14 protein-coding genes are annotated in these 12429 nt (G+C 57.8%); 5 read left to right on the top strand and 9 right to left on the bottom strand.

What is annotated here, in order from left to right:
- The gene (locus tag RA28_RS20615; protein WP_039532879.1) at positions 1 to 1278 is read left to right on the top strand and encodes an aspartate aminotransferase family protein; all 1278 of its coding nucleotides are present in this window, start codon (positions 1 to 3) and stop codon (positions 1276 to 1278) included.
- Here the strand turns inward: RA28_RS20615 and ureG are convergent.
- From ureG to RA28_RS20575, 9 genes are all read right to left on the bottom strand, one after another.
- Entirely contained in the window at positions 1275 to 1928 is a 654-nt protein-coding gene (gene ureG / locus RA28_RS20610; protein ID WP_039532878.1) for an urease accessory protein UreG, read from the bottom strand. The genes RA28_RS20615 and ureG overlap by 4 nt on opposite strands.
- The gene (locus RA28_RS20605; RefSeq protein WP_241481182.1) at positions 1925 to 2596 is read right to left on the bottom strand and encodes an urease accessory protein UreF; all 672 of its coding nucleotides are present in this window, start codon (positions 2594 to 2596) and stop codon (positions 1925 to 1927) included. Before RA28_RS20605 ends, ureG begins: the two co-directional genes overlap by 4 nt.
- A complete protein-coding gene (locus RA28_RS20600) occupies positions 2562 to 3014 on the bottom strand; it encodes an urease accessory protein UreE (protein WP_039532874.1) in 453 nt (150 codons plus the stop codon). The genes RA28_RS20605 and RA28_RS20600 overlap by 35 nt, the downstream gene beginning before the upstream one ends.
- Positions 3015 to 3048: 34 nt before the next feature.
- Positions 3049 to 3273, bottom strand: a complete 225-nt coding sequence (locus tag RA28_RS20595; RefSeq protein WP_039532872.1) for a hypothetical protein — start codon at positions 3271 to 3273, stop codon at positions 3049 to 3051.
- 130 nt (positions 3274 to 3403) lie between these two features.
- Positions 3404 to 5164: an urease subunit alpha gene (gene ureC, locus RA28_RS20590; RefSeq protein WP_039532871.1), complete on the bottom strand. Its 1761-nt coding sequence runs from the start codon at positions 5162 to 5164 to the stop codon at positions 3404 to 3406.
- Positions 5164 to 5469 (bottom strand): urease subunit beta, encoded by a 306-nt coding sequence (locus RA28_RS20585; RefSeq protein WP_039532869.1) that lies wholly within the window; start codon positions 5467 to 5469, stop codon positions 5164 to 5166. The genes ureC and RA28_RS20585 overlap by 1 nt, the downstream gene beginning before the upstream one ends.
- Positions 5466 to 5627: a hypothetical protein gene (locus tag RA28_RS22910; protein ID WP_206539642.1), complete on the bottom strand. Its 162-nt coding sequence runs from the start codon at positions 5625 to 5627 to the stop codon at positions 5466 to 5468. The genes RA28_RS20585 and RA28_RS22910 overlap by 4 nt, the downstream gene beginning before the upstream one ends.
- A 19-nt stretch (positions 5628 to 5646) precedes the next feature.
- Positions 5647 to 5949: an urease subunit gamma gene (locus RA28_RS20580; RefSeq protein ID WP_039532867.1), complete on the bottom strand. Its 303-nt coding sequence runs from the start codon at positions 5947 to 5949 to the stop codon at positions 5647 to 5649.
- A 1-nt stretch (position 5950) separates the two neighbouring features.
- Complete coding sequence (locus RA28_RS20575; protein ID WP_039532865.1) at positions 5951 to 6748, bottom strand: urease accessory protein UreD; 798 nt, start codon at positions 6746 to 6748, stop codon at positions 5951 to 5953.
- A 417-nt stretch (positions 6749 to 7165) separates the two neighbouring features.
- Between RA28_RS20575 and urtA the strand changes: the two genes are divergently transcribed.
- From urtA to urtD, 4 genes are read left to right on the top strand one after another with little or no spacing between them, the layout of a single operon-like run.
- Positions 7166 to 8446 (top strand): urea ABC transporter substrate-binding protein, encoded by a 1281-nt coding sequence (gene urtA / locus RA28_RS20565; RefSeq protein WP_039532862.1) that lies wholly within the window; start codon positions 7166 to 7168, stop codon positions 8444 to 8446.
- Positions 8447 to 8506: 60 nt separating this feature from the next.
- The gene (urtB, locus tag RA28_RS20560) at positions 8507 to 10459 is read left to right on the top strand and encodes an urea ABC transporter permease subunit UrtB (RefSeq protein ID WP_039532860.1); all 1953 of its coding nucleotides are present in this window, start codon (positions 8507 to 8509) and stop codon (positions 10457 to 10459) included.
- 3 nt (positions 10460 to 10462) lie between these two features.
- On the top strand, positions 10463 to 11692 hold the full coding sequence (gene urtC / locus RA28_RS20555) for an urea ABC transporter permease subunit UrtC (protein ID WP_039532857.1): 1230 nt from the start codon (positions 10463 to 10465) through the stop codon (positions 11690 to 11692).
- Entirely contained in the window at positions 11689 to 12429 is a 741-nt protein-coding gene (gene urtD / locus RA28_RS20550) for an urea ABC transporter ATP-binding protein UrtD (RefSeq protein WP_039532855.1), read from the top strand. Before urtC ends, urtD begins: the two co-directional genes overlap by 4 nt.

Genomic DNA, 12429 nt, shown 5'->3' with positions numbered 1-12429 from the left:
ATGCTGAAAATCAATACTCAACCCGAATGGATCGCCCGTGCCCAACAGGTTCTACCCGCAGGCGGATTTGGCAACTTCGACCCGGGCATCATAATCGCACGCGGCGAAGGCAGCCACGTCTGGGACGAAGACGGCAAAGAATACATCGACTACCTGATCGGTTCGGGACCGATGTTGTTGGGTCACGGCCACCCAGAGGTGATGGAAGCCGTCCTGGAGCAACTACCCAAAGGAATGACGTTTTTTGCCAATAACAGCAAAGGGATCGAATTGGCCGAGGCAATCATCGAGGCCGTGCCCTGCTGCGAGCAGGTGCGGTTTGTCGCATCGGGTGGCGAGGCCGACATGTATGCGATCCGTCTGGCCCGCGCCTATACCGGGAGCGACAAAATCCTGAAGTTCGAAGGCGGTTACCACGGTATGAGCGCCGAAGCGCAGATGAGTCTGGCGCCTGCCAAGCGCGTTAACTTTCCCCAGGCTGTGCCGGACAGTGCCGGGATTCCCCAAGGCGTCGCGGATCAGATGTTGATCGCCCCGTTCAACGATCTTGAAGCCGTCTCTGCATTGCTTGCGGAAAACAAGGACGTCGCCGCCATCATCGTTGAACCTTTGCAGCGCATCATTCCTGCTGAGCCCGGCTATCTTCAGGGTCTGCGCGACCTTTGCGACCAGAACGATGTTCTGCTTATTTTCGACGAAATCGTCACCGGCTTCCGGCTGGCTTATGGTGGCGCGCAGGAGCGATATGGAGTGACGCCCGATATCTGTACGCTCGGAAAAATCATTGGCGGCGGGTTCCCGCTGGCTGCGCTGGGGGCAAGCGCCGAGATCATGCAACACTTCGATAAAGGTCAAGTCGGGGCCGACAAGTGGTTGATGCAGCTTGGCACTCTGTCAGGAAATCCCGTCGCGGCCGCCGCTGGACTGAAAACGATGGAGGTTTTGGCACGCGATGGAACCTATGATCATTTGCGGTCTATCGGTCGCACATTACAGGACCTTCAATCTCATGCCCTGAACGACGCCGGAATTGCCCACCAGATTTGCGGCGATGAAACGCTGTTCGATATCTACTTTACGGGCCAAACCTGCCGCGACTACCGAAGTGCCGCTCATGACGATCCGGCCCGAAACGCACAGTATAATTCTGTTCTTAGGGCAAACGGCATCTTCAAAGCACCAGGGAAACTCTATCCCTCGCTGGCAGTGACCGAGGAGGATCTGGAGCACACCCGCAAGGCTGTTCAATTTGCCGTGGAGGCCTTGCAAGCGGCCTAGACTGCCGCGTGATGCGAGGGCGCCACTGCACCGTTCAGGTCGAGCCCGCCGATCTGGGCCAAAAGATCGACTATCGCAGCTACGCCCTGACGGTGGCGCAGCGCAGTGAACACAAAGGGGCGACCGTTTCGCATTCGTGTTGCGTCCCTTTCCATCACCTCAAGCGACGCGCCCACATACGGGGCGAGGTCGGTTTTGTTGATGATCAGCACATCGGATTTCGTGATCGCGGGTCCGCCTTTGCGGGGTATCTCTTCCCCAGCGGCTACGTCAATCACGTAGAGTGTTACGTCCGCCAGCTCGGGGCTGAAGGTGGCTGACAGATTATCCCCACCGCTTTCGATCAGAACAACCTCGACATCCGGATGGCGCGTTTGCATCTCTGCGACCGCAGCAAGGTTTATCGAGGCATCTTCGCGGATCGCGGTGTGCGGACAACCGCCGGTCTCGACACCGATGATGCGGTCTTGCGGCAGAATCTGCTGTCGCATCAGTTCTTCGGCATCTTCGCGCGTATAGATATCGTTGGTAATCACACCCAGCGAAACCTTGTCTCGCAATGCTTCGGAAAGTGCAGCCGTCAAAGTTGTCTTACCAGCGCCGACTGGTCCGCCAATACCCACGCGCAACGGTCCGTTCATGCTGTTCATGTTCTGAATATCCTCGAATATTGTGTCTCGTGCCTCATCGAAGCTATGTCCGGCAAAAACGTCGTGGACCGCAGATCATTCAGATCGGCATTCATCGCTTCTTCTGCGACCGAAGCGCAGACAGGCGTCATCTTTCGAATAAGGCGTTGGCTTTCTGTTTGCCCCAAAGGAACCAACCGCGTTGCACAGGCAACCAGATTGCCCATGAACCCTTGCAGAAACAGCTTTGCCGTCAGCGCGACCGGCAAGTTCTGCATGCGCGCCGCCACACCGACGGCAACCGGATAAGTCAATTGGAACAAATCCAGCGACCAAACCTCTGCCGTGACATCGCAAAACGCCTGCCCCAGCAATTGTGTTTCCTTGAGACGCTCGGCAGAGGCACAGAATGCACAGGCTTGGGCGTCAATTTCCGCAACCTCGTCGCCGGTCACAGCACCGAAGGCCGCAAAAAGAAACAGGCAGTCATTCCATCCCGTGCCATATTTTACGACGTCTTCGATCCAGCCCTGAACATCGGCGGCGCTCGATACGTCGCCGCAATCAATTGCCCATTCCAGCCCGTGCGAATAGGCGAACCCGCCGATCGGATAGGCGGGAGACAACCATTGCGTCAGGGTCAGGATATCGGCGTCAGTGGGCGTGACCATGGGTCCTGCCGTGGCCATATGCGCCACCTTCCGGCGTAAAGGGCTCGACGACTTCGCGGGTCTTCGCTCCCAATTTATCCAGCATGTCGCGAATGACATGATCCACTTGGATCAACAGACGATCCTGTTCCACCTGACACGGTGTGTGCCTGTTGCCGATATGCCAGGCAATACGTGTCAGATCAGGTCCGGTAACTTCCAGCAGAGTTTCCGGCGCCGCCTGAATTTCGATAAAGCGCCCATCTTCAAGGATCAGCGCACCGCCGTGATCCAGCGACATGGTCTGGCTGAGATCAACAAGGATTTGCTCTCCGCCCTCGCACGTCAGAACCTTGCGGCGCAAAAACCTTTGGTCATACGTCAAGGACAGATGATCCGATGGCTCGACGTGAAAGTGGTCGGAATAGCGACGCGCTGCGCAAAGGGGGGCGTTCATGGGCTCACCCCCTCTGTGCACAATATCTTTTGGCTCAGAACGCCATGCTGTCGGCAAAGACGTGATGCACGATCCGCTCGCGTTTGATGCCGCGTTCCGCCAGTTCCTGATCGCTCAGTGACTGCAGGTATTGAATTTTCCGAACCCGCGACTGAGCTTCTGCCAGGCTTATCAAAGCCGAAAAAATGGATGATCCGACTGACCGAAGAAGACCAAAGACAGAAATGCCGGTCTGCGTGTGTTGAACTGAATGTGCCATAAGGACTCTCTAACCCTCGAGTTGGAATGGTCCTCCCTTGGTTTTCATATATCCTCATTTTCATCTCGTTTAGTAGTGGGCTATGGAACATGGCTGCATTGCGCTTGCTGCAATGCAGCACAACATTTGGTCAAAACAGGAAATATCGTTGCGCAATGGGCAGTTCCTCGGCGGGTTGGCAGGTCAGCAATTCGCCATCTGCGCGCACTTCGTAGGTTTCCGGGTCGACGTCGATCTGCGGTGTTGCGTCGTTCAACACCAGATCGCGCTTGCCGATGTTGCGGGTATTTTGAACGGCGACCGTTTGTTTCGCCAATCCAAGCGCATCGCCGATGCCGTCTGCCCATGCGGCCTCCGAAACAAAAGTGATCGCTGAATTCTCCACTGATCGCCCATACGCACCGAACATCGCACGGCTGTAGACCGGCTGCGGCGTCGGGATCGAGGCATTCGGATCGCCCATCTGCGCACATGCGATGGTTCCGCCCAAAAGAACCATCTCGGGCTTCACGCCAAAGAACGCCGGGTTCCACAGAACCAAATCGGCGCGCTTGCCTTCCGCGATGCTGCCGATTTCATGGCTCAGACCATGGGCAATCGCCGGGTTTATCGTGTATTTCGCAACATAGCGGCGCACCCGCAGGTTGTCGTTGTCACCGGTTTCCTCGGGCAAGCGGCCGCGCTGCTTTTTCATCTTGTCCGCTGTTTGCCACGTACGGATCAAAACCTCGCCCACGCGCCCCATCGCCTGACTGTCCGAGGCGATGATACTGAATGCGCCCATATCGTGCAGGATATCCTCAGCCGCGATGGTCTCGCGCCGAATGCGACTTTCAGCAAAGGCCACGTCTTCGGGGATGGATTTGTCGAGGTGATGACAGACCATCAACATGTCCAGATGCTCTTCGACCGTGTTCACGGTAAAGGGCCGCGTGGGGTTGGTCGAGGACGGAAGCACATGGTCTTCGCCGCAGATTTTGATGATGTCCGGGGCATGCCCACCCCCTGCGCCTTCGGTATGGAAGGCATGAATGGTCCGGCCCTTCATGGCGGATACCGTGTTCTCGACAAAGCCGCTTTCGTTCAGTGTGTCCGTGTGGATCATCACTTGGACATCCATTGCATCAGCAACGGACAGACAGCAATCAATCGCAGCGGGCGTTGTCCCCCAGTCCTCATGCAGCTTCAGGGCACAAGCCCCCGCTTTGACCTGTTCTTCCAGCGCGTCGGGCAGCGAAGCATTTCCCTTGCCTGCAAACGCCAGATTCATGGGAAACGCATCAGCGGCTTGTAACATCCGGCCAATATGCCAGGGCCCGGGCGTGCAGGTGGTGGCCAGCGTACCATGCGCGGGGCCTGTGCCGCCGCCCAGCATCGTGGTCAGCCCCGAATGCAGTGCGTCCTCTATCTGTTGCGGGCAGATGAAATGGATGTGGCTGTCAAAACCACCCGCTGTCAGAATGCGTCCTTCGCCAGCGATGGCCTCTGTTCCCGGTCCGATGATGATGTCGACGCCGGGTTGCGTATCCGGGTTTCCGGCCTTGCCGATCTTTGCAATTCGCCCGTCCTTCAGACCGACATCCGCCTTGTAAATGCCGGAGTGGTCCACAATCAGAGCATTGGTGATGACGGTATCAACGGCCCCTGCCGCCCGCGTGGCTTGCGACTGCCCCATCCCGTCGCGGATCACTTTGCCGCCACCGAATTTGACCTCTTCACCATAGAGCAGAGCATTTTCTCCGCGACCGCCCGTTGATGACGCGCCTGCGCGTTCGGCGGTCAGGTCACGCTCAACCTCGATGATCAGATCCGTGTCCGCAAGCCGCAGTTTGTCACCGATCGTGGGACCGAACATCGCGGCATAGTCAGAGCGTTTTATTTGTGCCGGCATCAGAGCGACCCCATGACTTTCTGATTGAACCCAAAGACCCGACGCGCACCACTGATCGGGATAAGGTTCACTTCGCGGGCCTGCCCGGGTTCAAAGCGAACGGCCGTTCCGGGGGCAATATCCAGTCGCATTCCGTGCGCAGCAGATCGATCAAATTCCAACGCCGGATTTGTTTCCGCAAAATGATAGTGTGAACCCACCTGCACCGGACGATCACCGGTATTGGCAACCATCAGCGTCACGATGGTTGCATCGGGGTTGAGCGTAATCTCACCCGCAGCCGGAAAGAGCTGGCCGGGGATCATTTTGGCAGCTTCGAGATCAGAACGGACGCAATCAATGCGAACGCTGCCAGCCCTAAGGCCAATGCAGCGTAATCCGCATTGTGCGCGTGTAAATGGCCGTCCTGATGCGCCATGGCCGGGCCGGACAAAACAAGGGCGGGAAACAGCATGCGGGTCATCGGAAGTCCTTTTCTCTTTTTAGCGAATTGGGTTGTGCACGGTCACAAGTTTGGTGCCATCGGGAAAAGTGGCCTCGACCTGAACCTCGTGAATCATCTCGGGAACACCTTCCATGCATTGGCTGCGCGTGATCACCTCGGCGCCCGCCTGCATCATGTCTGCGACCGAACGGCCATCACGGGCCCCCTCGACCACCGCATCGGTAATCAAAGCGATGGCCTCAGGGTGATTGAGTTTAACGCCGCGCGCCAACCGCTTGCGGGCTACCTCGGCGGCCATGGCCACCATCAGCTTATCTTTTTCGCGTGGGGTGAGGTTCATGTCAGATCATCCAGCATCGAGGGAGATTGTCGTCGTTCAACTGCCTGAGGATCGGCATCAGGGTCTTGCGCAATTCAAAACTGCTTTCTGCCAGGATCCGAATGACCAGCAGATCGCTGCGGATCAGGCTCACGCCCGCACTTTCGGGCAGCAGTCCGCGCACCACTTCCAATTGCCCCTCGGCGGTCGATGACGCAAAAACAATCAAGGCCATTGCACCGGCACCATCGGCGATATTGGGTTTCGAAAGGTGGGCTTGCAAATCGCCGTCGAATTGCAGCGCATCGGCAAACAAAGCCTTGCCGCTCCGCCGTAGTTCGATCCGATCACACAGGCGGATGTCCGTCAGAACCTCGCCCATGGCCCTGCGACCATAAACCAAAGGCTCGACCAACAAGACGGACGCATTTGCGTCCATTTCTATCAGCAGTCGACGATCAAGGGCGCTCCCGTTGTATAGAATAGTCTCTTGCGGCAGCCAGTTCAGCCGGGCACCAGCATCAACCGTCACGTGGTTCACGACCTTACCGGGAGGTCCATTAGGTGCACGGTAAACACGTTCGCAAGCTTGTGTGGTCAGCGTCAACATCGTGTCGGCATCAGCACGTCCATGAAACCTGAACGAGTCACCGCCCGTTATCCCGCCCGCCGTATTCAGCAGAACCGCGTCCAACGCAGTGCCGTCTGTTCGCGGGAATAGGCACTTGTATGATCCGGACTGACGAAAGGCGTCCAGTACCGACTTTGGCCCCAGTTTTTTGGCGCTCAGCCGAATCGCTCCGTTTGCGCGCGGCAGCATCGTATCTGGAGTGCTGGATATGGAGGCATGTTGATTGATGGCGCACCTGCGGGTTCGGAAACTGTGCCACTTGTTTCACCGCTCAGGCGTCGGAACTCTATTCTGCAACGCCGCATTTGGACGGTTTTCCCAAGTGCGCGGTGAATTTTTAATCACAATCGGCAGCAGCGGCTCAAAATTTAATCACTGAGGGCCAAATTCATAGGGTCCCCGGCTCCCTAATTTGCCAAATTCTCTGCGATGCAGAAACCGTATGGGTGCCCGCCGCGGAGACGACCTCGGGGGTGTGTGACGGCTGCGCGAATTGGACCTCGAACACAACCGCCACACGGATCGCAACAATAGTTGCGGGGATCAGGTAGAAGAAGAGCACGCTTTTGCGCAAGCCCTCTCCTTTGGCCCCGCCAGGAGGATTACATGAAATCTCTCAAGTCTACACTCGCCGGATCGGCGGTATTTGCTGCCATGGCCACAGCCGCGCTGGCGGACGAAGACACCATCAAGATCGGTGTCCTGCACTCGCTGTCGGGCACCATGGCGATCTCGGAAACCACGCTCAAAGATACCATGCTGATGCTGATTGATCAGCAAAACGAAAAGGGCGGTGTATTGGGCAAACAGCTTGAGGCGGTTGTGGTCGACCCTGCCTCCGACTGGCCCCTGTTCGCCGAGAAGGCGCGTGAACTGCTGACAGTACACGATGTCGACGTGATTTTCGGCAACTGGACTTCCGTGAGCCGCAAATCGGTCCTGCCGGTGATCGAAGAATTGAACGGTCTGTTGTTCTATCCGGTGCAATACGAGGGCGAGGAATCCTCGAAGAACGTGTTTTACACCGGTGCGGCCCCGAACCAGCAAGCTATCCCAGCGACGGATTATTTCCTGGACGAGCTGGGGGTCGAAAAATTCGCTCTGCTCGGCACGGATTACGTCTACCCGAGGACCACCAACAACATCCTGGAAAGCTATCTGAAGCAGAAGGGTATCTCGGATGAGGACATATTCGTTAACTACACGCCTTTTGGCCATTCGGACTGGTCCAAGATCGTGGCTGACGTCGTTGCGTTGGGGGCAGACGGCAAGAAAGTCGGCGTGATCTCGACGATCAATGGCGACGCAAACATCGGGTTTTACAAGGAACTGGCTGCGGCTGGCGTGTCTGCCGATGACATTCCCGTTGTTGCCTTCTCGGTCGGTGAGGAAGAGCTTTCGGGTCTGGATACGACCAACCTTGTCGGTCACTTGGCTGCATGGAATTACTTCCAGTCCGCGGATACAGACGTGAACGCAGACTTCGTCGATACCTGGAAAGCCACAATGGGCGATGAGCGCGTGACCAATGACCCGATGGAGGCGCATTACATCGGTTTCAACATGTGGGTGAACGCCGCAACCGAGGCCGGTTCTACCGAGGTCGACGCTGTACGTGCGGCGATGTACGGGCAGGAATTCCCGAACCTGACGGGCGGCACCGCCGTCATGCTGCCGAACCACCACTTGGCAAAGCCGGTCCTGATTGGCGAAATCCAGGAGGACGGCCAATTTGACATCATCAGCGAAACCGATGTCGTACCGGGTGATGCCTGGACCGACTTCCTGCCGGAATCGGCGGTTCTGAAGTCGGATTGGAAAGAACTGGGTTGCGGGATGTACAACACCGAGACCGAGACCTGCGTTCAGACCCTGTCGAACTACTAAACAGCACGCAAGGCGGGCCTCGTCGCTCGCCTTGCCCACACGACACTTGGGCTTCACCACATGTTACGACACTTTCTTGCGGGCCTGGCTTTCCTGTGCGCCTGCGTGACTGCAGATGCGCAGAATCCGGGGCTGCAGACCATCCTGCAAGAGCATCAGGAGATCATCGCCAAAAGCTCGCGCAAGACAATCAAGCCGGCGATTGATGCAATTGCGTCCAGCGGGTTGCCGCAGGCACAGGAAATGCTTGAGACATGGGCCGCGAAGGACATGTGGATGCGCAAGTCCGACGGTCTGTTTTTTGCGGGTAAGAAAGGTGAAGGACGGACATACGAGTTAACGGATTTCGACACCGGCGATGTTGTCGGCACTTTTGAGAAATCCGAGTTGAAGCAGCTGAAGCCCAACAGCGGCATCCGCGCAATGATCGGGACCGCTCTGGTTCAGTTTCAACTGACTGACCCCGATCGCGCAAAGCGATTGGCGGCATTGCAATCCATCCAGCGCGACCCCGAAGGTGTTCTGCTCGAACCGTTGCGCGCCTCGATCAAAGACGAGCCCGACGCAGGTTTGAAGGCTCAAAAGCAGCGGATCGAACGATTGCTGACAATCGGCTATGACGAGAGCACAGCAGCCCGTGTAAGCGCGATCGAGGAAATCTCCGGCGACCTGAGCGTGGATGTCCGCGCCGCGTTGAACCCTTTGGTCGTGACTGCGCGAAAGGCCGCCGCGGTGCTGCCGACGGATGCGAACATCGCGGTCATTCTGGAACCCGGCTCCGAAATGCTGACGCGCGACCAAGCCTATGATCTGCTGGTTGCCAGCGATTTGGCAGCACCGCGCGTATCTGCCGGTGACATCCGCGCGGCACTGGCCGCAAACATAGAAGGTGGCCGGGTGGCCGGCATTCCGGTCGCGCAGTTGAACGATGACGCGACCCGCGCCCGGGCCTATGCAGCGCTGGCCGAGGCTGGCGTCGTGCCGGCTTTGGTGACAGACATTGAAATCAATGCCGCGCTCGACACCCATGTGTTCTTTGAAACCTATGCCGAACCATCGCCCGAAGTCACAGCCGCAGCGGCACGAGCATTGGAACAGATTGAGTTGAAAGTCGGCTTGAACCAGACGCTAGATTTGACGCTCGACGCCATATCGCTGGGTTCGATCTATTTTCTGGCCGCCATCGGCCTCGCCATAACCTTTGGAGTGATGGGCGTCATCAATATGGCCCACGGCGAGTTCATCATGATGGGCGCTTATACTGGCTATGTCGTCCAACAATTCATCCCCGACCATACGCTTTCCATCATCGTCGCGATCCCGATGGCATTTGCGGTGACATTCGCCATGGGCGTCGCGATGGAGCGGCTGGTGATCCGTTGGCTATACGCCCGCCCGCTTGAGACCTTGTTGGCGACGTTTGGGATCTCCATAGCCCTTCAGCAACTGGCTAAGAACATATTCGGCACGCAGGCCCGACCGCTGACCGCGCCGGGGTGGCTGGACGGGGCGTGGGTGCTGAACGACGTCGTCTCGATCAGCTATATCCGCATCGCGATCTTCGTGTTGGCGATGATTTTTCTGGGGCTGTTTCTCTACATCATGAAACGCACACGGCTGGGGCTTGAGATGCGCGCGGTGACGCAGAACCCGCGCATGGCGGGATCCATGGGGATCAATCCGGGGCGGGTCAATATGCTGACCTTTGGCCTGGGGTCCGGGATTGCGGGCATCGCCGGGGTGGCTATTGGGCTGTTCGCCAAAGTCACTTCGGACCTGGGCAGCGATTACATCGTGCAGAGTTTCATGACCGTTGTGGTCGGCGGCGTCGGCAATATCTGGGGCGCGCTGGCAGGTGCCGGGATGATCGGCTTCCTGCAAAAGGGGATCGAGTGGATGAACCCGTCGAACACCCTCGCCGCGCAGACCTACATGATCATCTTCATCATCATTTTCATCCAGTTCCGGCCAAGGGGCATTATCGCCCTCAAAGGTCGTGCGGCGGGGGATTGAGCCATGGAACGCAGCTTTGTCGCCAAGAACCCGTCGGTGCTGGTTTTTCTGACAATCCTGTCGCTGTTCACAATTGCGGTCACGGTCCTGTCGGAAGGGTTCGGGATCGGTGTGATTTCGACCAGTTTCGTGAAGACCTTGGGCAAGACTCTGTGCCTGTGTCTGATCGCGGTGGCCATGGACCTTGTCTGGGGTTTCACCGGCATCCTGTCCCTGGGTCATTTCGCTTTCTTCGGGCTGGGCGGGTATATGATCGGGATGTGGCTGATGTACGAGCGGACCCGCCTGATCGTGGTCGAGTCGCTGTCGCAGGGTGAAATCCCTCCGACACCTTCCGAGGTTGTCGACGCGGTCGGGACACAAATTTTCGGGGTTGTCGGATCGTCTGATTTCCCATTGGTCTGGGCCTTTTCGGACAGCCTGATCCTCCAACTGATACTTGTGGTTCTTGTTCCGGGGCTGCTGGCCCTGGTTTTCGGGTGGCTCGCATTCCGCAGCCGGGTGACCGGCGTGTATCTCTCGATCCTGACCCAAGCGATGACACTGGCGCTGGCACTTTACCTGTTCCAGAACGACAGCGGGCTGCGGGGTAACAACGGCTTGTCCGGCCTGCAAAACCTGCCCGGCGTGACGGCATCGCAGGATATTGTGTCCATCTGGTTTCTATGGGCTTCGGCCCTGGCCCTGGGATTGGGGTACATGCTGGCTGCGTGGATCGTTTCAGGCAAGTTCGGTTCCATCATCCGCGGCATCCGCGACAACGAGGCGCGCGTTCGGTTCCTCGGATACTCGGTCGAGGTCTACAAGCTTGCGGTTTTCACGCTGACCGCGTGCATCGCTGCCATCGCCGGTGCGCTCTATTACCCGCAGGCGGGGATCATCAACCCCGAGGAGATGGCACCCATTGCCTCGATTTACCTCGCCGTCTGGGTCGCCATCGGCGGGCGGGGCCGGCTTTATGGTGCGGTGATCGGCGCCGCTTTTGTCAGCCTTCTCAGCACTTGGTTCACCGGCGGACAGGCACCGGATATCCCTCTGGGTTTCTACACGATCAAATGGGTGGATTGGTGGCAGGTCCTGCTGGGCGTTTCTTTCGTGTTGGTCACATTGTTCGCCCCGCAAGGCATCGGCGGGTTGTTCGACTTGTGGACCAATCGCCGTCACCCCGACCGGCATGGTGCCAATCTGGGCCCCGATGACGGATCACTGCGCGAGAAGGAGGCAACCGAATGAGCACCTTGCTTGAAGTAAGTGGCGTCTCCGTGTCGTTTGACGGGTTTCGCGCGATCAACAACTTGTCCTTTCAGATCGGACAGGCGGAACTGCGCGCCGTAATCGGACCGAATGGCGCAGGAAAAACCACCTTCATGGATATCGTCACCGGCAAGACCCGACCGGACGAAGGCCGCGTTATCTGGGGCGAAAAATCCGTGTCCCTGTTGCGCATGAGCGAAGCGAAAATCGCTCAGGCCGGGATCGGCCGGAAGTTTCAGAAACCCACGGTTTTCGAGGATCAGACGGTACAAGAGAACTTGCTGATGGCACTGAAGAACAAGCGTGGCTGGCTCGGCGTTCTTCTCTACCGCCCCTCGGCATCTGATCTTGCAAGGGTTGAAGAACTTGCCGCGGAAATTGGATTGCGGGATGAACTGACCCGCAAGTCCGGTGAGTTGAGCCACGGACAAAAGCAATGGCTGGAAATCGGTATGCTTCTGGCGCAAGAGCCGCGATTGCTGCTGGTTGACGAACCTGCAGCAGGCATGACCCCGCAGGAACGTGAGCACACCACAGACCTGCTTGTTCAAGCGGCCAAGACGCGCGCTGTGGTCGTGGTGGAACATGACATGGAATTCGTGCGTCGCCTAAATTGCAAGGTCACGGTTCTGCACGAGGGCGCAGTTCTGGCTGAGGGGTCGCTTGATCATGTGACATCCAATCAAGACGTCATCGACGTTTATCTGGGGCGCTGA

This window comes from Ruegeria sp. ANG-S4, assembly GCF_000814005.1.
Taxonomy (GTDB): domain Bacteria; phylum Pseudomonadota; class Alphaproteobacteria; order Rhodobacterales; family Rhodobacteraceae; genus Ruegeria.
This window is presented reverse-complemented; position numbering and strand designations above follow the sequence as displayed.

What these genes read in the sequence shown, in the direction of transcription:
- ureC (WP_039532871.1), bottom strand. Translation starts at nt 5,164, where the DNA reads ATGCCGGCACAAATAAAACGCTCTGACTATGCCGCGATGTTCGGTCCC.
- RA28_RS20580 (WP_039532867.1), bottom strand. Translation starts at nt 5,949, where the DNA reads ATGAACCTCACCCCACGCGAAAAAGATAAGCTGATGGTGGCCATGGCC.
- RA28_RS20600 (WP_039532874.1), bottom strand. Translation starts at nt 3,014, where the DNA reads ATGAACGCCCCCCTTTGCGCAGCGCGTCGCTATTCCGACCACTTTCAC.
- RA28_RS20615 (WP_039532879.1), top strand. Translation starts at nt 1, where the DNA reads ATGCTGAAAATCAATACTCAACCCGAATGGATCGCCCGTGCCCAACAG.
- urtB (WP_039532860.1), top strand. Translation starts at nt 8,507, where the DNA reads ATGTTACGACACTTTCTTGCGGGCCTGGCTTTCCTGTGCGCCTGCGTG.
- urtC (WP_039532857.1), top strand. Translation starts at nt 10,463, where the DNA reads ATGGAACGCAGCTTTGTCGCCAAGAACCCGTCGGTGCTGGTTTTTCTG.
- RA28_RS22910 (WP_206539642.1), bottom strand. Translation starts at nt 5,627, where the DNA reads ATGACCCGCATGCTGTTTCCCGCCCTTGTTTTGTCCGGCCCGGCCATG.
- RA28_RS20595 (WP_039532872.1), bottom strand. Translation starts at nt 3,273, where the DNA reads ATGGCACATTCAGTTCAACACACGCAGACCGGCATTTCTGTCTTTGGT.
- urtD (WP_039532855.1), top strand. Translation starts at nt 11,689, where the DNA reads ATGAGCACCTTGCTTGAAGTAAGTGGCGTCTCCGTGTCGTTTGACGGG.
- RA28_RS20575 (WP_039532865.1), bottom strand. Translation starts at nt 6,748, where the DNA reads ATGCTGCCGCGCGCAAACGGAGCGATTCGGCTGAGCGCCAAAAAACTG.
- RA28_RS20585 (WP_039532869.1), bottom strand. Translation starts at nt 5,469, where the DNA reads ATGATCCCCGGCCAGCTCTTTCCGGCTGCGGGTGAGATTACGCTCAAC.
- RA28_RS20605 (WP_241481182.1), bottom strand. Translation starts at nt 2,596, where the DNA reads ATGGCCACGGCAGGACCCATGGTCACGCCCACTGACGCCGATATCCTG.
- ureG (WP_039532878.1), bottom strand. Translation starts at nt 1,928, where the DNA reads ATGAACAGCATGAACGGACCGTTGCGCGTGGGTATTGGCGGACCAGTC.
- urtA (WP_039532862.1), top strand. Translation starts at nt 7,166, where the DNA reads ATGAAATCTCTCAAGTCTACACTCGCCGGATCGGCGGTATTTGCTGCC.